A 19,935-nucleotide genomic window follows, 5' to 3' on the forward strand; every position below is an offset into this window, starting at 1 on the left:
AAGGTGCAGCCCAATCCGTGAAGTGGAATTGATTGGAGCTCGGTCCCCCAAGCGGGGTTTCCATGTGTTGGGGATAACTAACTAACCCCCTTCCAACCAAGTTCTACCGGTCTGGAGAAATGCTCCTCAGGGACTTTTTCCTGGATACGTTCTAAGGCACGTGACATAGTAATTGAATGTTTACATAAGGCCAAAATTGGGACTTGCTTGGCTTGTTGATCGCCTGTTGGTGTCAAAGTATTCGTATTTTGGCAAATGATACGTAATAGCTTCTGCATTCCCGTACTACGAATTGGTTCTTGCTTAGGTTGCGTTGTTTCTAAGGCATGCAGGATGTATTGGCAACGCAATGCTGCGTGATCATACGATGGGGCCTGCTCCACTTGCTGCGAAAGTAATGCGCGGAGCGCATGCTTTTCCATCAAGTGGTTTAGCCATTGTTTTGCTGCCTGTGAGTTACTCAAAGGATTATTAATAGTCTTTGTATCAGTCCATGCTTGCTTATCTAAAAGTTCATTTACAAAAGCATTCATGGTGACATTAACCCAATCACGCAAAGGATTTTCTACGGAGCATGCCTCCAATAAATTTATTGCCTGGCTATAAAATTGGTTAAAAGCCTGAGTTTTATCGGTGCCGTTTAAACAGTTTTCATAAAGACGTACAAGTTCATCTAAATCGGCATAATAAGATGAGGTAAGTTGTCGCTTCGCTTCTGCAATGATAGCTGCTACAGCCTCCATAGATAATAGCCGATGCTGCCATTCGCGTTGTTTAAATTGAGTGAATTTTAAATGTTCTTGAGCCTTAATGCTATGTATGAGCTCCGCCTGCTTAGAAACATCTGCCAAATCTTGGATGCGTTGTTGTATAGCTGGGGATGAGATCTCTCGATAGCAGCGGGAACAATCTAAAAGAAAATCCCTTTGGACCTTATCCAATTCATAGTCATTCAAGATCTTAATTTCCTGACTTGAAGGATTAGATATGAGTTCAAGCACAATTGCCTTTATGCTATTTGGCAATTTAGAAACAATATGCTCCAATGTGTCTTTATTCAAAGAAAGGTGGTATTGCTTAATAAATTCACTAAACAGTATTTCTAATGACCATTGAATATCAAGAGCATTATTTATCCATGTTTGTATTTTCCGTAATTGCTTTTCCTGTGCTTTTAATTTTTTTATAGCTGTTCCATGAAAACGGTACTGTTCAATATCTCGTTTTTGCGCTTCAGGATTACTTGTATAATAATGAACCAAAGCTGTTAAAGCCTTGTCTTGTGGATTTTTTAATTTATGTTTATCAACAACTGTTTTAATAATCGCAGGAGTACCTTGTTGCCTATTCGGCGCGGTCAAACATTCATATAAGGCATAAACAAGTACGCGGTCAATTTGCAAAGGATATTGGTTAAGAATATTGTGTAAAGCTTTATCATCGCCCGCCTCAATTACTGGCTCAAATAATTCATTCCATGTAGTTAAATCCAAGGGAAAAGCTGCCTGCAAAACCTCCGTATAACGCGCTTCTGTTGTTAGCTTACTGGATAATAAAGACGGATGAAGCTTCCTTACATATTGCAACACCAGATTAATTAATTGCTCAGTTGACGGTGTATGAGCATAGGAGTTAGCCCTGAGTCGTAATAAATGGTCCCGAATAGTCATCATTGCATCAATACGCACACTCGGCTCATTACTACCAGCAGACGAAATGGCCAAAGCATGATTTACTTTACGTTGCGATGTTCCTGGGGCAAACCATCCATAATAAATAGCTCTTGGAAGGCTTGTTAGCGCATGATTTGCGCCAAGCGCTGCGCCATAAAAAAAGCCGCCAATACCTGCTAATACGCTCCAAAACACTTTGTGTTGTTCTTGCCGATGGAATGTTGTAGTACTCTGAATATAAGCTTGGGAAAAAGGTTGTGTTATTATACTAAAAATAGATTTGTTACGGCGAATAAGCGGTAATAATGCCCCTATCGTTTTACTTAGCTTATCTAATAATACCTCTCGCGTTGATGGCTGGATAATCTGCTCACCATCTATGCCACGGAAGCCTGAGTAAAAATTAGTTTTATGACGTCGACTATAAAAATCGCGAAATACCTCCGGGGATGGACGTTGGTATTTTAATGCGTCATGCATCAATCCGGGTGAAACCTTAGGTGAAATATTCGCTTGGGTTTGCTGACTAAGCATTGCAAAATAATCTTTGATTGCGGCCTTCTTTAATAAGGGAGTAACATGAAGACGCGCTTGCTCAGCAACTTCCTTCGCCATTTCATCGCTGGGGACAGGATAGAAAAAACGTGTTAGTTCCGCAAGATAATGCACCGTACGCTCATACTGTTGGCGATTTTCTCTATTTTCATGAGTTAATAAAGGTTTTAATGTCGTTAATTCGCGAATTAAACGCTCACAGGTGGCTCTACTTTGCGGGTTAAATACTTTAGGGGAGCGAGTTAATTCAGCAAAATAATAGTGTAAATCAGCATCATCTTTGCTTAAAGCATAAAGACTATGAATTAACTCTTTAAATAAAGAAAAAAATGCTTCCTGGCAAACCTCTGCCTTCCGATCAGCGCCATGCACCATACGATCAAAATCATTCCACTTATTTCGGACTGTGGTATTCATCCCCAAAGGCAAGGCAGGTGTCTTGCACTCCATAGACGGTAAAAATTGAGATAAAATGGAAAAATAGTATTCTTTAAATGTAGGGCAATAAGTCATTAATCGCGATGATTGCAACATGCGTACTACAAATGAAGCGCAAAGCTCTACTTGTTTGAAATGAGCATCAAAATTTTTGGGAACAACCCCAATAAAAGGCACCGATACGTGCTCACTTTCACGTATAATTTGCCCGTAAAAAGTATCAGGGATAAACTCGTCTGCACCTATTGGATTATAAACGCTATGACCTCGGATGCTACTTGAGGCAGCTTGAGCATATTGCAATTGTAAAGGCCATAATGGATTTTCCGCCGAAAGCGACTGCAAGCCATCACCAGAGCCCACATCTCGTGGAAAAGACTCCACTACTAAAGAGCCGGCTTGTCGGAACATAGGGGTCTGCTTAAAGTCCCCCTTTTTGGTTTTAAAATAAGTACCTTGTGAGTCAGGTTGATAAAAGGAATCAATTTGCGGTATGCCTTCATCCGTGTAGTTAAGGACAAAATGCCTTCGGTACTTAACATAGGCAGCATTTTCAAAATAATGCGGTTCTGGGAACAATGTGGTCATAATATTATCGACCAAAGCACTGTATAAAGTATTACCGTATTCTGAGGGCTGTAACTGGGTCATGTACTCAAAGCTTGATAATAATGCTTCAAGCTCATAGCGTGCTCCAATAGTTGCATTCATATGTGCTTCAGCCGGGCCTTGGCGATGTAGGCTCAAATTTCTGAAATGTGTGGCCCATTCTGAATCATTAAAGCGAAATGCATCAGTCCCTGCTTCGTTAGATTCATTAACAACACCACCCCAATTAGCACCGATTCCTAATGCTTGTCCACGATTAAATTGAAACGCTTGTAAAAAACGCATTAAGTAACGGCTAATTACCACCAAGTTGGCATCATGAATGAACGTTTCACCTAACTCACATTGCTCTCGCAAAATGCCCAGAATCATGTCTTCATTTAAAGTACTTAATGTTGTTTGCTGACGTAGGAATGGACTAACGTAGCATTCATAAGAAGAAGCCTGCAACATCATAAATTCAACGCCAAGACGCTGTAATACAATCTGCAACCAATCAAAAAACTCATCATTCAGTGGTATATCAAGTTGTTGAGATAATTGACGTCGAATAGCACTCTTCCATTGCCTCCACGGTAAAAATTCCGGTACTTGCTTCGTTAATGCATCAGCATGCCCGCCAGGTTTAAAGGCAAATCCATTAATCAATAAATAATCACTAGATTCAATAAGCCCTGCTTCATTAAATTTGTAATTAAAATTTTCTGAAAAAGGCTTTTCCTTTACACTTCTATTTGAAGATATAGGCAGATTAATCTCAACAACCGGCTGTTTAGACAATGGCTTGTGTTCTTTGACTACTAGGGGCTCTGCATGAGGAATAGGTGATAATAAGTAAGAAAAAGTTTCCAAAAATTCATCAATTGGTGCAGAGGACCAAGGTGTCATTGCCTTTAGTAATTGCCACAGACTATGAGGATTACAACCCATATGATGATTAGCAATAGCAAGCAAGAGTGCTTGATATGCCTCATCCAGGGCGACAGGATCAAGCTCTGACTTATTTAGGTGATACGTTTCAATAAGCTGATTAAATTGTTCAACCTTGCGATTGATTTTCTGACTATGAATAGGATACTCGCCCACAAAGCTGGGCAAGCGGTATTTGAATGCGGCATTGGGGTTGCATGCGGATTTCTGCAATTGACTCACCAATGCTAAAGCTTGCTCAATGGGTGATTGCTCAATAGGCGATGCCTGATATTGCTGCTGTAAGTAATTATGTAATTCATGAATGCATTCATCATCACTTAACATCGCCAGCAAAAAGTACGCTTGCGCGAGTGTATCCTCGTTTAACTGCTCACGCATTACACGTGGCAGTTTTATCCGGAGCTGTTCCAATAATTTAGATTCGTCAATGGAGCCCTCTTCCGTACTTAATGCTTGATACTTTGGCATATCGGTTACCTTAATCCCAATCCATTAACCTCTTCTACATTCTCTTCGTGCTGGACTTGGATCAAGCCCATATCCGTTTTGAATGCATCACGTGTAGGCTCTTTTCTTCTACCAGAGCCATGGATGATAATGTTATTTATTTTGACTTGTTTATAACGCTGGTATACCTCTTCAAAGACATGCTCATACAATGCTTGCGCTTTAGTACTACGCTCGTCCTCAGGCAGTGCGGTGTGTAAGCTTCTCAATAAAGTAGACCCAGGCTTTTTGGCCTCATCAATAAACCGACGCAGTATTCCTTGAGCATCATCATCATTTGCAAATTGCTTTAAAAAGCGTAAATCAGTTCTAGGTTCATCATCATAGGCACCAAACAATGAATGATAGCTGGATAAAGAAATGCCGCCAAAATGAAGTCGTTGCACTAAATCTTCTTGGGCTTGCATATTTTGGTTTGATGACAATAAACCAATAATAATCCGATAAAAAGCTTTCAAGCCCCTGGTATGACCTCGCGCCTCCTCTTCATCATCTAACATTGCCAAGCCTTCAATTTGCTCATCCACTACTCGTTTCAGGCGCTCTTGAACAGTTAATGTTGAGCGAGTATGAGAGCTCTGATCTAGTGTTTGGAATGCGGCCAGCATGTTAATCAGTACTGCCCCTGTCCCTGCGCTAGAACCTACGCTAGGATCTTCAACACTATTTTTAGATAAGCCATTAGGATTAGATGAATCATTGCTTTCTAAACGCAAGGCAATATGAGAATCACGATGTAGGCTAAGAATTTCCAAGATTTTAATGAGTTCAATTGTAGTATCCAAGCCAATTAAACTGCTTTGCGCTAAAACCTTCGCCACATTGGTAACTGTGCCTGCTACTGCATCTGTGAAAAAGCCTATAGGCTGAAGTGTATCGGAACATCCTTCGCTGGACTTTTCACTTTCATGAGTTTGCACAGGATGCAAATGTTGATCGGTAGAATGAGCCTGCTTGTGAGACCAGTTAGCTGAACCATTTGACATTACAGGCAAGGCTAAGGAGCCACCTGTTAACCATAATGATCCTTCTGCCAGATAATGCAATGCCTCTGCCACGGAAAACAAGAGCGTTCTTTGTAGCGTATGCATTTCAAGACCACGTTGCTCAGTATCCATATTATTTTTAACAGCATGATGTAAAGCCATCGCAATTCTCATTAGAGAAACCCCACTATGAGATAAGGTTAGACGTAGCGCGCTTATGGCATGAATTGCGCTACTACCCTGTTGCGAATGACTGTCCCATGCAATCTGTTCACGGGATTGAGCAGACTCATCTTTGCTTGGCACTTCATTAATTTTTTGAGAAAGTTCCTGAGCGCGATTTTTATCAATTAAGCTCAATGAGCGACAAACGCTGAGCATTTCATCACAAATCAGCAAAATAGCACTTACAGACCAATAAAGTGCTGCTGTATGACTACCTGCTGAATGATGTGTGGATAATAAGGAGCCGTCTTTTTGCGAACTACCCTGATCCATAACTTTACCCATTTCCTCCATCATATTTCGGGTTGATGCCTGGATCATGTTTAATGCCTGGGTTAAGCCCGGAAGGGTTTCCATTAATGCTTCATTTTTTTGCGCATCATTTGTCTTAATCCCTGCTTTGCTTGCTTTAGTAGCGATTAAACTGGGGTTAGTAAATATGCTATGAGTCATTAAAAGAGAGGCGAGGCCTGATTGAGAAACCGTATTTAATTGGCTTGCCATGTCTTGATTTAGCCCAGGAATAACATGCTGGCCATTTTCCTGTTCAACACGATCAAGTACTGCTTTGATCATGGCCTCTGAGTTATTCAGAACATTCGGCTTCGCTAAATCTACAAGAGCATTGATACTGCCAGAGCTTTCTTCTTGATTTATTTGTTGTTGATTCAGCAATTGACGTACTGCATCAGCAAGTTGTGATACATTGCTTAATAGCACCGACATCGAACGGCTGGAAATAACCTCACTACTTTCTACTGTGGTTTCAATTACAGATGGGCCTTTTAGGTTATCAGCACAAAGACGTAAAATATTGGACAAGGAGCTTAAATTGGAATGAAGGCTATTGATGCGATCCACGCCTCCTGAAGGCCCTTGAGCCGTTGCCTCAACAAGAGCCCTTTTTAACCGCCCTTCGGACATGACTAAAGATGTTTTATTAAGTGCACGTGAGGATTTTACGAATAATGATAAGGCAATCAGGCGAATTAATACCGTGTTTATTGGAGAAGTAATACTTTGATTAGATAATAAGTTAGAAGCATTATCCATATTGGATAATTCTTCATCGAGTTCTAAAGATCGTACTTTAGATTGTTGACTATCACTTTGCTGAGTTGCTTTGGAAACGTTAGTGCTGGCAATATATATATTTTTTTTACCGTCTTCGCTTACTGATTCCTCAGTTACAAAATGACTCATTGCACTCGTTTCTTTGAGCGTTTGGCCAATAAGATCAGTTCCTAGAGCACTGATAGTAGGTATTGCCCCTGTAATACCGATACTTGCGCCGGCCAAAGTCGAAGCAAATTGTGCATGGGTGCTGGCATGGGAATTATTTCTTGGGAATTCATGCTTTAATTCCTCTATCACCTTCTCACCCTGTTTGCCAATAGCTTCCGTTACACTCTGCATGCTTTGAGATGAGCCTTGTGCATTTGCTTTAAATGTGGATGTTTTTTGGAATGCATCCTGCACTTTGTCCATTGGAATTTCTAAATGTGATAAACCATTCCCGGTATGTTTCACTACTGTGGAGATATCGCTAGGAATCTGGGCTATGTGGCTAGCACCACTATAAATACTTAATAAAACATTTCGAACAATAAAGGCAACAGAATTATTCGTTGCAATCAAACCATCTTTCACTTCCGGTAAATAAGTTTCTAAAACAGAATTATCTTGTTTGGGCTGATCCTCAAATAAAGCTTTTAATGCGTTTAATAAAGAATCCCGCTGACCACTATTTGCTGAAAGAATGGCACTGGCCTTTTGTGCCGCTAATGCAGATTGAGAAAGCCCTCCACCAAAGCCTGAAACTGTAGCGGTTGCTAAACCTGGCACCACTGCAGTGGTTACACTAGAACTACCAGATAGATTCTGATAATAATTTTTAGGCATAATTAAGTCCCTTAATTCCTTTATATGAAGGCCGGCAATTTATAGAATAGTTTTTTTATTGTCAATGAAGTTATTGATCATTTTGATAAAAATATTTTCTTAATCAAAGGGGTTATGAGCGGGTATTTTCAAAATTACGCCATGACACTAAGAACCCTGGTTGCAAGCAACCTGGGTTTCTTTTTGGCTGATTTTTTATATCACTAAATCCATTTATTTCGAGGAAGCATTCATTTTTTCAAAATAACTAGTCATCAGATTCCGATAATTGGGAATATAGTTAGAGAATAAATTACCTAATCCTTCGATGTCATTGCGCCAATCACGATGAAGTTCGCAAGCCATACCAAACCAGGTCATCAATTGAACGCCTGCAGCCTGCATTCGTAACCAAGCACTATGGCGCGTAACGTCATTGAACGTACCTGAGGCGTCGGTGACAACGAATACCTCAAACCCCTCCTCTATTGCTGAAAGTGCTGGGAAGGCTACGCAGACTTCAGTGACTACACCGGCGATAATTAATTGCTTTTTGCCAGTAGCTTTTACCGCTTTAACAAAATCCGGATTATCCCAGGCATTGATATTGCCGGGACGTGGAATGTAGGCAGCGTCGGGATGCATTTCTTTCAATTCGGGTACAAGAGGACCATTGGGACCTTGTTCAAAGCTCGTGGTTAACACAGTAGGTAATTTAAAGTACTTACCACAGGCAGAAACAGCAAGAACATTATTCTTAAACTCATTAGGTGAAAAATCTTGAACTAGAGAGATAAGTCCAGATTGATGATCTACCAATAACAAAGCACAGTCTTCTTTATCCAGGCGTCTATATTGAAATTTGTTATTCATTTAAATCTCCATATTTAAATATTCCTCCTGGAATTATAGACTGGATATACTAGAAAAATACGTAGCCCGTATTACGCTATGGTAATCGGGCTATATGTTTTAATTTAATTTAGCACTACTACCAAGATTATGTTGCGATTCCTGGATGTTTTCACTACCTCTTTTCGGCACTGGCTTTCGTGTTTCTTTAAACTGTCCGAATAGACCAAAAGCGTTAAGTTCAGTTATCGTTTCCTTAGCAGATCCCGGTTCACGATATTTCCATTCATAAGATGGGTAATGCGGTAAACTATGCGAAACTGGTGACGTGCAGATTCTATCAGCACCTAATTCAGCGCCATGGCCATATTTTTGCGCGTAATTTATTAATTTCATAACAGCAGGTTTAACTGCACAACAATCTTTGCAGCATGGCCGTGTACCTGCATAGTTTTCATCTCGGACTCGCTCGGGAATAACTACATCCACTGCAGCAGATTCTAGGCCTAAAATACGATTATGATAGGTAACTGAATCAATATCCTCATCATCTGATTCTGAGGTATTCATGGGTTCTTGATCCAACGAGAGATGCATAGTCATTTTTTCATGACGGTCATAGTCTTTACCCGGTTTATGGTTTCGAACCTCATCATCGTTATAAGTTTGAGGATTACTTACAGTTTTATTATGTTTATGCTCCGTATTGCCATAACCATAGGCTTCTGTATTATTAAAGGGATAAAAACCGCAATTAGTAATCCCATCTACAGTGAAATGCTCACCGAACTCATAGTAGAGCTTAACTAATAAAGAACCAAAATACTTTTCTGCACAGGGTTTTGTTGTATTAACACGCTGGTTATTTATTAGTAATTTCAGGGTATCATTGTAATTTTGGATATCACCATAAACAAGCTCATAATGGGTTGTTGATTCTTTATTAAGCTTATCAATAAAGGCATCAAGATGTTTCATAATACCACTTCTTCCAGGCTTATATTTATGTCCTGAAAGCGCAACATAACACACATCAGATTTTGCTTGAGTAGGTATTGATACAGAAGTCGAGACAAAGCTGATGCACGCTGGGGATGAATCATTTCCAGCATATTTGTTCTGCTGATGTGAATCATAATGATATTGCTGTACAGCCTCGCAATTTTTTGCATCGCTCCAAAACTTACGCATAAAGTTCATAGCATCCTGTTCACTTTGTACCGATTGGTGAAAATAATAGGATGGATTGGAGGTGAGATTACCTAATCCTTGACTATGTCTTAAGCTATTATCTAAAGATTTGACATGTGAATTCTTTAAGATATTAAATGCTAATCGATCGTATTTATCCCTTCCCGATGGCTTATTTTCATTATTTGCCACCTGTTTGCTCTTTGATTTTTCAGGAACAGATACCGATAAATCATTATGCTTCTCTTTTTTCTTAGGACTATCCTTAACACTTATCTCGCTTTGTTTACGCTTTAGCGGATTAGGCTCAGAGAAAAGATTATCTAAATTAGGCGCCTGTATCTCAATACTTGAAGTTTCGGATTGGCTCGTTAACTGCAGCGTCTGCCCACGCAAAAATGTCTTTTCTAACTTGGCCTTATTTTTTCGTGGGGCCGCAGTGGGCAAAATATCTTTTTTTTCAATATCAGGCGTATTTTGGTTTAAATAAGTAACACAAAATTGGCGTTGTTTATCGGAAATGAGCCCAGTCGCATGAAGTTGAGAGATTATATATACATCCCGAGTATATGACTTAGGCTTTTTGTCATCATACGATTTGCATTCAGAAATATCCGGAGGATAATTATTAGTTCCTTCAGCAATAAATACTTTTAAACAGTTTTCATAGATTGTTTGGCTTTTTTGAAGAAAATCTTTCCGGGATATTTTCCCATCCCTCCAGGATTTATTTAATTCTTGTTGTGCTTTTCGATATTCAGCATGAGCCTGGGCATGCATTCTTACAGCAATAAAGCCTGTTTGTTTTACCGGGAATGATAAATTGGCAGGAGCTTCTCTATGTTCGAAACAATCCTGAAACGCATTTTGACACTGCTCCCAATTTTCCTGACTTTGACGTTTATAATCATCCCAATCAATTAAATCAGCATAATGCATAGCATTTAGTCTTTTTTGTGTATTTATGTAGGTAAATTCAGCTTGTTCAATTCGAGCAGCATCATGATTGAGACTTAAAAAGCTTTTATTTTCCTGAAGATATTGACGCCTTTTTGCGGAAAAATATTGATTAAGACTTGCTAGTTTTTCACTTTTTGATTGATTATCAAAATTAGGAATTTCTTCAAAAACTTTCATTATAGGCTATCATTCTAAGGAAAATTAACAGGGGAGACAGTATAAAAGTGAAACATTAAGGAAATATTAAGAGAGCAGTATCTAAATAAATCTTTCCCTTTCACGCTCTACTCAAAAACACGGCTACCGTGTTCATAAAAAGTTAAATTTGACAAAAAATAATATCTCTTATTGCTTTTCATGCTAAAATTTAGCTCCATTTCTTAAGGTAACTAAGGGTTGATAGTTCATCATGACAAAAAGAAAAGTAGCCGAAGTGAAGCAGACTCAAGACTTCCCTCGCAAAAAGACTCGATATGATATCGAAGCAATAAACGAACTCTATGAGTCAGGGCTACTTCTTGCAAAACAAAGACACTTCACAGAGGCACTTAATAATTTAGAAAAAGCATATGAAATGTGCATCGCCTCGGAGCAAGATATTGATGACTCAGATTCTAATGATATTGATGGGTATTTTTCTGAAAAATACATTAGGGAAGACGAACTCTTAGATGATGGCGAGGAGAGCGAAGATGTAAATTATGAATTCAAAAAAATAGCAGCCCTAAGTGCCTTTAGATTAAGTGGACTCTTTTATGCTTTGTTTATAACGGAACCTAATCAAAAAATATTTCACCATTTATCCAATTATACAAATGAAAGTGCACAACGTTTGCAAACACTAATCGCTCATACAAGGACAACCGAACTTGAAAGAGAAGACTATATTTACTATCTTGCGTCACTCCATGAAAACTTTGCTTTTGTCTGTAATAAATTAAATCGATTCGAAGAGGAAGCAAGAGCTCACTTGACGAGTTCAGCCTATTACTTACAAATAAATCAGCTACCTCAAGCGATCCGGCAAGCTCACCTCGCCTGTAGTCCATTAACTCTGCTATCAAAATATGATGAAGCCATAATTGCCTTAGAGAAAGTCTATAAAATTTACCAACAAGCGCTAAAAGACGATTGCCAGGAAGTTATTGAGCACTATGCAGATAAAATATTAGGGATTCTACGAGAATTATGTAACACCTTATTGAATACCTCTAAATACGAGTTAGCTGCTCAATACCTTGAAGAGCTTTATCAACATGCTGTGGCAACCAAAACCAATACTGAGATTGCTGAAATAGCTTTAATAAGTGCTCAGGTGCTGGAGCGTATTCTAGATCAAAGTTCAGCAAATGATATAATTCAAAAAGCCTGGTATTGGGCAGATAAAGCCGAACACCATTATAGGCAAGCTTTGACTGATACTTCTTTTAATGCAGAAACACAACGAGGTCTTGTAAAAGCTTTATTTATTAAAGGCGCTTTAATAGAGGAATATCATATCCAAGCTTCTACAGAAGAACTTTATCGCGAAGCTCAATCAATTTGCGCATTAATTAATGATGAGAAAAATCTGGCTTTAGCTAAAATTAACCTTGGAAAATGTATACAACGTTCGCCTAAAGGTATAGAAGAATCAATTCAACTATTTCAAAGTGTTTATTATGAGCAGGCTCATAAAGCCGAAACCGATGACTTGATGGATGGACTTTCATTGGAAGCTGGTCTTGCGGCTTATTATTTGGGAATTAGTTATTTAAAACAAACACCACCTCAATATGAACAGGCAGCCATTTTTTTCCGAGAGGCGTTTAATTATTTACCTTTTTCAGAAGCAGCAGATTTTTCTTTTGAAGCGCTTGCATTAGCAGTTTTATTGTCATTAAAAGGTCCTACTACGAATTTAAAAAAATCCTGGAATCTACTTTTAGAACATCGAGAAGAGTTTAATGATGACGATATAGGCTGGGCATTATGGTTAGGTTGTGCTTTTGTTGAGTTGTCGAATGAAGCTGTTGCTAAAGTGCTCCCAGATCCTGATGCAATAAGCCATTTGCAAGAAGTAATTGGTCTTTATGATGACTATATAGATCTGGAATATACGGGTAACGATGAGATGATAATCGTTTTATCTCAAATCTTAGCCAGGCATATTGGGGACGGCTATAAGTTACTTAATGATCCAGTTCGCGCTGAAGAGTATTATTCCTATTCGGAACAATTTATCAGCCGGTGCACTTCGCAGGAAGCTTTTCTGGCTCGTATAGAGCTGATGCAATCGCGAAATGGCCATCAAAACATAAGCTATGAAGACATCCAAAAACTAAAAGAACTCCAAAAAAGCTACCATATTAATGAAGATAGAGCTCCTGAGTTTAATTTAAATAAAGGAAACAATTTTCATTACCGTGTAAACAAAGTATGTGAGGCACAACGTCCTTACCAGTGCCAACACTTCTTTTTCCAGCTGACACGAACTCAGGAGCGTGAAGATTTGACTGACCTGGAGTTTAAATTCAGCCCTTAATAGCAGGCAAAAACACCCCTATTGTTGTTCAACAAAAATGAGGATACCTCAGGTTTATATTTTTCTATATGACAACATTATGAGTATATTTAAACCATCACTGCTATACTGGAGTTAATGAGTATCAGGAGTGATTAGATGTTTCAAATAACTAATAATAATTTTAATGAGCAAGTGGAAGCTATAGCAAATGGGGCAAAAGTCGGTACGATTATTGACTTCAATTTAAAATTCCCCTTAAGCGCAGAACAACTAGCTGCATTAGAAAGAGCGTTGAAACAAAATGCGGAAAAACAATGGGGTTTCCATATAAGCCGAGAAATGGCTTTAGATGTACGTGTTCAATTACTTCAATCTTTACCTAACTTATGCTCTCAAATTAGTTATTTACAGGTTAACTCCCCACCACTTACCGAACGTGATATTGCCGCACTAGAGAATATTATTACTGAAAATAAATCCCCATTACATCTACAAATTGTTCTCGATAAAACATTCCCTACAAATGGATTTTTAAATTTTTTAAAAAACATTCAATCTAGCCAAACCCTGACTCAATTAGGGATTTATAACTCTCTTCTTTCTAATAAAGAGACAGTCCAATTAATAAGTGCTGTTGCACGTTTTATAAAAAATAATACCTCATTACATCAACTAGATTTTTACGATATAGAGTTGAATGAATCAGGTACGAAGCTCATTATTGAGGCGCTGACGCACAATTACTCGATACAGCAAATCTTTACTACTGAAGTTGTAGAGCCTGTAGAAGAGCTACTAGCACGTAATAGAGCTTTATCCCCTATTTTCCAATACCTAAAGGATGATTTAGATAAGAATAACTTTTATCCTGTTCCAAAAAGCTTTCATGAATATGTGACATTACTAACAGATGATGAGCGCACAGTCCTTATTCATCAATTGGAACGCAGTAAACATAATTTAGCCCCAATGGCTTGTGCTTATTTGCTCTTTCCCGAAACAAGCTTTTATAATTTAATAGCAAGCTACATCGATGCCTCTGCCCCAGAAGATGAAGCAAGAAGCCATGCAGCAATTACTTTTCTTCTTCAAGCATCCTCGAACCCTCAATTTAAAGTGCTTGCTGAAACATTACTCTATCATTTCAAAGTGGGCTCACCCTTTGAATCTGTAAAAAATAGGCTAAGCACTGTCTTTTTACATCCTGATGAGCAATACATCAAAATGAACTTATCCTCTGGTGATCTCATGGATGATCGTATTCCTACAGCAATGCCTGCAATTCCAGTAGGCCCAGTAGGCTTCTTTTCACAGAACAGAAATACACCAAGAGACAATGCGGCTGATAATGCTGAAGAAAACGATCAAAGTTATGAGTCAACATCACCCGGCTCTTAACATCACTACGCTGAGGATGATCTCTTAATTTAAGAGGTATTTACTACACATTGAATTAATGCTTCTTATTTATGATAATTAAGGCTTATGCATGATGCACCTCAGTAAACTACAAAATGCCCTTAAAAACTCGCACTACATATACAATTTTTGAAGCATTAACTACCTTGAAAAAAGGAGTACTCCTTTTTTTATTGTCAGAATCTTTGAATATAAGCCAAGAAGACATTATTGGTGTTTCCGGAGATAAACATCCAAAGGTTTCGTTTAATAAACAAGGTTTTGCTAAAATTCTTAACAAAAATCAGGGCGCAGCATTTTTTGAAAAAAATCCGGCAATGCAGTCAATTAAAGTAATCGATTTAAACAAACTACTACAGGCATTATCTTCCCAAAAAGTAATCCCTAAATTTCCCTATTTTTTTTCTATTATTGAAGAAAGCCAATATGAAAATATAGAGGCCATTATTGAAGATTATGAACTAGTTGATCGCTGTAAAAACATGCAATGCATGTGGCAACAATGGGGAACTATTGCTTTGCCTCATCTTATTTCCTCACATCAAGCATTACAAAGAATCTTGGCTGCAAAAATGAAGTGCCCGCTAGCCCATCACTTAGAGATAAATACATTAAGAAATGGATTAAGCATTGAATATCAATGTGAAATTTATTCTAATCATTTGTATGGAGCCAAATTGTTAGACATTTGGCACGACTATTTAATAAGCACCTCACCGCAAAGCAGGCATCCGAAAAATTTTTTAAGCTGGTTAACCAAACAGCCACTAACGAAATTACAAAAATATGGAATAAATCATTTAGATGAACTTCCTAAAGTAAATTACATGAAGTCTTCTAGTCAACGAATGCCTTGGCTACTGCATTTAAAACCAGGCAATATTGTTGAAGGTACTAGTTTACCTAAACCTATAGTTCAGGAAGAGCTGCTTGAAATCATTTATGCCTTGGGCTTTTTAGAAAATAATTTAGAATTCTTAGGCGGGGTAAAAAAGAGAGGAACGATTAATCACTCCAGTTTTTTTGGCGGAGAACCAACCCAAGGGGCGGGAAAAATAATATTAAAGAGTAAGTTAGATAAAACCAATAATCTTTATTGGGTCATTCATAAAATGGATAATAATAGTGGCCATATAAAACCTACTGACCAAATGACCATAAAAATATTAGAAAAGCTGGTGCACCTGGGTTTAGATTTAAAGACGATTGCTTGGAACTCTAAATGGGGCACTGTAGGCCAATATGATGAAAACGCATTGATTGCGCTGAAACGTCTAAAGCATGATTTTTCTTATGTGAAAATCTTCGATACACCCCGTACAACTAGCTCAAAACGTCTGGAAAAAATTGCCCTATTTGCACGACTTGGTGCAGTAAAGAATTTGTATTGTTACCTCTCAGTTAGAAAACACAAAATAAGCATCAATGAAGTGATAACTACGTCTTTGTTTGTAATGCAAACCATGAAAAATCATCTACTTTTTTATGAGCAAGATGTGCTTACACATAAAGAAAAGCCTCAAACTGCCAGCAAATTAGCAGAGCAGGCAATTTTGCTCTTGAATAATATCGGGATATCATGCCCTGAATTTGAGGAGGAATTAGCGCAGATTAGCCTCCAATATAAAAACCGCTCCTCCCTAAAACTACCCCTTAATGAAATTCAAGAAAGTAACTGCATCGAAAAAAAAGAGCATTTTCATTATAATGGACTATGATATTATTACATTTTTAATGAAAGGAATTCCTATGCCCCAACAAACAGCTTTAGTTTCTGGATTTGCCCGTTCATTTGTATCTGGAAATGCTATTTCGGGTGGATTAGTTTGGCCTCTTGGGGCGAAAGAGAAAGGTGTATACACCGATTCAGAAGGGAAATTTTCCATTGAATGGCCTATTGGCCAACCCATTACCTTAGTTTTTGAAAAGCCTGGCTCTTATTGGACTGGATACAAAACAACACAATCAGCCACGCTTATTGTGCCGCCTGAAGGCATAAATGATAAAAACTACTTAAAGAATGTATCATTTCAAGTTCCATCAGAAATGGCCTATTCATTTATTCAATGGGCTACTGGATTTACTCCCACTCCAGGTAAAGGCCATGTCGCAGCAACAGTTACCCCGCCTAATATGACCTTAGACGATATTCCTCAAGGTGTTGAAGGTGTTAAGGTAAGACTCTCACCGGCAGTTGAATCAACACCGTTTTACTTTGGTATTTTTCCATTGACACATAAAACAAATCCTTTTGATAGATCATTAACAAGCACTTCATTGGATGGAGGAATTCTATTTGCCAATGTCCCACCAGGTGAATATGAATTGTATGCTGAAAAAGAAGGTTATGTGTTCTCTTCGGTACATATTAATGTTCGCGCTGATGTGTTGATTAATGCAAGCCCTCCTAATGGACCTACGCAAATCATTGAGCCCGTCAATACAGAAAGCGCGTTGGTTAAAGAAAATACTCTTGCTAAAACGAATGTAGCGACTAATAATTATAGTTTTTTTAAGCCTGCTGTTGTGGGGTTAGCCGTGGCTGCGAGTGCCTGTGTTGCGCATGCGGTAATTAGCAGTATGTAATTGCTTATCCATTTTGAGAGCACTTGTCTGGCATTTGCGCGCACATTTATTCCTGTATGGTATGTAAGCATCAATAGTGCTTACATACAGAGATTTTACTGCAATTTATCATAGCGACGTAACACATACGCTCCTATATTACGAGCAATTTCCTCTTCTGCAAAAAAAACTTTTCCCTCTATGTCACCTTGCAATAATTTCGCTTCTTTTTCATCATGCATACGTACTACAAAATCTACTTCAGGATTTAATTTTTGTGCATTCCCAATCATTTTCCGTCCATCGATGGTGTTTGCGATAAGAATCATCAACATACTTGCATGCCTCACCTGTGCTTGCTCCAATACAAAAGGGTCTGCTGCATCACCATAAATGGCAATGACTCCTTCAGCCCGAAGTTTGGCAATTAATTCACGATTATTATCTACTACCACATAAGGGATATCTTTTTGGGTTAATAACTGAGCCACCCGCTCACCTACTCGGCCATAGCCAACTAAAACCACTTGCTTATGCCGATATTTATCTGGGGTACTAACAGGTAATTGAGCCAATATATCATCTGAGTGCTCAAGAAAAGCCGACCATTTTGAATACTTCTTCGTCCATTTTTTAATTGGTTCTATTAAACGAAAAATTAAGGGGTTTAAAGCAATAGAAATGAGCGCTCCGGCAAGGATAAAACTTCGCGCTTCTACTGGTAATACGCCAAAACGTACCCCAAGTTCTGCGAGAATAAAAGAAAACTCCCCGATTTGCGCAAGGCTTGCCGAGACAATTAAGGCTGTATAAAACGGATAACGAAAAAGAAGGACTAGAACAAAAGCCGCAAAGGATTTTCCCAAAATAATAATGCAGATTACCTCAAAGATTTTTAAAGGATCTCGAACTAATACCATTGGGTTAAATAACATTCCTACAGAGACAAAAAACAACACCGCAAATACATCTCTTAAAGGCAATGAGTCTTCGGCTGCTCGATGACTAAAGGAGGATTCCCGCAAAACCATTCCAGCAAAAAAAGCACCTAAGGCGAATGAAACGCCAAAAAGCATCGATGCAATATATGCAATACTGATTGCTGCCGCAATAATGCATAAAGTAAATAATTCACGTGAGCCGGTACTGGCCACATGCCATAGTACTATAGGAAAAATACGCTTGCCTACTACAAGCATTAAAAGAATAAAGGCCGCAACTTTTGCCAGAGTAATACTTAAAACAACGCCAAAAGGATGGGCGTTATCGATTTGCCCTACAGAGCCACCAAGCCAAAAAGAAAAAGGTGGGAGCAAGACCAGTACGACAACCATAACCAAATCTTCAACCAAGAGCCAGCCGACCGCAATATGCCCATTAATCGACTCGATAGCTCCTCGCTCTTCCAAAGCACGCAATAAAACTACGGTACTTGCTACAGATAAAGACAAGCCAAAGATTAATGAGCTTCCATAGCTCCAACCCCACAAAATAGCTACCGCAGCCCCTAATAAGGTGGCAACCACTATTTGCACGATTGCTCCCGGTATGGCAATTGCTCTCACTTTCAATAAATCATTAAGCGAAAAATGAAGCCCTACACCAAACATTAATAACATAATACCCAGCTCAGCTAACTCCTGGGCAATATTTACATCCGCAAAAATACCGGGCGTAAACGGGCCAATCATAATTCCTGCCATTAGATAGCCAACTAAGGTAGGAAGCTTTAATTTAAGAGCAAAAAATCCAAACATAACCGCTAAGGCGAAAGCAAATGCAACCGTAGTTATTAATGGTAACGAGTGATGCATACTTACTCCCTATAAGATAGTGCAATCCCCTGATCTTTGATTAGTATTAACCTCTTCTTCCTTTATTTTTAAGTCCATAAATTGAGTTTTATATTGAGAAGATATGTTCGTTGTATTCATCGTTGTTTTGAGGTTTTCAGCTATCGGAGTCAATTCGCCACTTAAGGCTTTTCTGGTGAATTCTAGCGCTTCTCTATAAAGAATATCCTCGTTAGGTGAGCGACCTTGGTAATATGGCTTGTCTATAATATCGGTCCTTAAAAAATTAAGATCCTTCTGCCGATTGGCAAACACAGTTTTCACATTAGACATATCTATAAAGTGTATCGTATAACGATGTATTTCATTTTTTTTGCATAATTGTTTTAAATAAGTTTCCATACCTAAAGCAAGATGTGTGTCAAAAATAGAACCAGGAGGCTCTTCACGAACACTGTCACAAGGGGTGCCTAGTTCAAAATGAATCGGGTTATTTTCAGAATAATAACTTTTTAGTCTGTGTAACCATTCTTTAAAATTTTCATTAAAACCATTATCTTTATTTTCCATGGTCGAACGCAAATGATAAAATCCATATACTTGCTGCGTTTTCGCATAAAAAGAGGTGCATCCGCCAAAACCGGCAGTAAAAATCTCCTTATTTGCATCGAGAGGCTCTATTGCTCCAAGTCCATCCATTTCGACTTCTACACGTTCCCGCATAACGTTGCTTCCTTGATAGGCAAGTTGTTATATTATAGATTATATATCCATATCGTAATTATATTTGCATAACTGTTCCAACTAAGAGCACTATGCTACAATTGCTCACATTAATTCAA

At 38.5% G+C, this 19,935-nt stretch carries 10 protein-coding genes; 4 read left to right on the forward strand and 6 right to left on the reverse strand.

The features are described 5' to 3' along the window. Positions 1 to 77: 77 nt before the first annotated feature. From BN3124_RS12590 to BN3124_RS12610, 4 genes are all read right to left on the reverse strand, one after another. Positions 78 to 4,676: a hypothetical protein gene (locus tag BN3124_RS12590; protein WP_230849139.1), complete on the reverse strand. Its 4,599-nt coding sequence runs from the start codon at positions 4,674 to 4,676 to the stop codon at positions 78 to 80. A 5-nt stretch (positions 4,677 to 4,681) separates the two neighbouring features. Beyond that, positions 4,682 to 7,828: a hypothetical protein gene (locus BN3124_RS17405; RefSeq protein ID WP_230849140.1), complete on the reverse strand. Its 3,147-nt coding sequence runs from the start codon at positions 7,826 to 7,828 to the stop codon at positions 4,682 to 4,684. A 213-nt stretch (positions 7,829 to 8,041) separates the two neighbouring features. Beyond that, positions 8,042 to 8,680: an isochorismate family cysteine hydrolase YcaC gene (gene ycaC, locus BN3124_RS12605; protein ID WP_058535139.1), complete on the reverse strand. Its 639-nt coding sequence runs from the start codon at positions 8,678 to 8,680 to the stop codon at positions 8,042 to 8,044. Between the two features lie 99 nt (positions 8,681 to 8,779). After that, a complete protein-coding gene (locus BN3124_RS12610; protein WP_058535140.1) occupies positions 8,780 to 10,987 on the reverse strand; it encodes a hypothetical protein in 2,208 nt (735 codons plus the stop codon). A 232-nt stretch (positions 10,988 to 11,219) separates the two neighbouring features. Between BN3124_RS12610 and BN3124_RS12615 the strand changes: the two genes are divergently transcribed. The 4 genes from BN3124_RS12615 (at position 11,220) to BN3124_RS12630 (ending at position 17,321) form a co-directional block, all read left to right on the forward strand. Beyond that, the gene (locus BN3124_RS12615) at positions 11,220 to 13,334 is read left to right on the forward strand and encodes a hypothetical protein (protein ID WP_058535141.1); all 2,115 of its coding nucleotides are present in this window, start codon (positions 11,220 to 11,222) and stop codon (positions 13,332 to 13,334) included. A 138-nt stretch (positions 13,335 to 13,472) separates the two neighbouring features. After that, on the forward strand, positions 13,473 to 14,714 hold the full coding sequence (locus BN3124_RS12620; protein WP_058535142.1) for a leucine-rich repeat domain-containing protein: 1,242 nt from the start codon (positions 13,473 to 13,475) through the stop codon (positions 14,712 to 14,714). Positions 14,715 to 14,830: 116 nt separating this feature from the next. Continuing rightward, a complete protein-coding gene (locus BN3124_RS12625; protein WP_058535143.1) occupies positions 14,831 to 16,453 on the forward strand; it encodes a hypothetical protein in 1,623 nt (540 codons plus the stop codon). Positions 16,454 to 16,484: 31 nt separating this feature from the next. Then, on the forward strand, positions 16,485 to 17,321 hold the full coding sequence (locus BN3124_RS12630) for a peptidase associated/transthyretin-like domain-containing protein (RefSeq protein ID WP_058535900.1): 837 nt from the start codon (positions 16,485 to 16,487) through the stop codon (positions 17,319 to 17,321). A 95-nt stretch (positions 17,322 to 17,416) separates the two neighbouring features. Here the strand turns inward: BN3124_RS12630 and ybaL are convergent, their stop codons facing one another. Then, positions 17,417 to 19,114: a cation:proton antiporter domain-containing protein gene (gene ybaL / locus BN3124_RS12635; RefSeq protein WP_058535144.1), complete on the reverse strand. Its 1,698-nt coding sequence runs from the start codon at positions 19,112 to 19,114 to the stop codon at positions 17,417 to 17,419. 9 nt (positions 19,115 to 19,123) lie between these two features. Continuing rightward, complete coding sequence (locus BN3124_RS12640) at positions 19,124 to 19,792, reverse strand: hypothetical protein (RefSeq protein WP_149865265.1); 669 nt, start codon at positions 19,790 to 19,792, stop codon at positions 19,124 to 19,126. Positions 19,793 to 19,935 lie beyond the last annotated feature (143 nt).

Source organism: Legionella saoudiensis, from assembly GCF_001465875.1.
Taxonomy (GTDB): domain Bacteria; phylum Pseudomonadota; class Gammaproteobacteria; order Legionellales; family Legionellaceae; genus Legionella; species Legionella saoudiensis.

Bases quoted from the DNA above. Each gene is read 5' to 3' on its own strand.
- BN3124_RS12625 (WP_058535143.1), top strand. From the start codon at position 14,831: ATGCCCTTAAAAACTCGCACTACATATACAATTTTTGAAGCATTAACT.
- BN3124_RS12630 (WP_058535900.1), top strand. From the start codon at position 16,485: ATGCCCCAACAAACAGCTTTAGTTTCTGGATTTGCCCGTTCATTTGTA.
- ybaL (WP_058535144.1), bottom strand. From the start codon at position 19,114: ATGCATCACTCGTTACCATTAATAACTACGGTTGCATTTGCTTTCGCC.
- BN3124_RS17405 (WP_230849140.1), bottom strand. From the start codon at position 7,828: ATGCCTAAAAATTATTATCAGAATCTATCTGGTAGTTCTAGTGTAACC.
- BN3124_RS12615 (WP_058535141.1), top strand. From the start codon at position 11,220: ATGACAAAAAGAAAAGTAGCCGAAGTGAAGCAGACTCAAGACTTCCCT.
- BN3124_RS12640 (WP_149865265.1), bottom strand. From the start codon at position 19,792: ATGGATGGACTTGGAGCAATAGAGCCTCTCGATGCAAATAAGGAGATT.
- BN3124_RS12590 (WP_230849139.1), bottom strand. From the start codon at position 4,676: ATGCCAAAGTATCAAGCATTAAGTACGGAAGAGGGCTCCATTGACGAA.
- BN3124_RS12610 (WP_058535140.1), bottom strand. From the start codon at position 10,987: ATGAAAGTTTTTGAAGAAATTCCTAATTTTGATAATCAATCAAAAAGT.
- ycaC (WP_058535139.1), bottom strand. From the start codon at position 8,680: ATGAATAACAAATTTCAATATAGACGCCTGGATAAAGAAGACTGTGCT.
- BN3124_RS12620 (WP_058535142.1), top strand. From the start codon at position 13,473: ATGTTTCAAATAACTAATAATAATTTTAATGAGCAAGTGGAAGCTATA.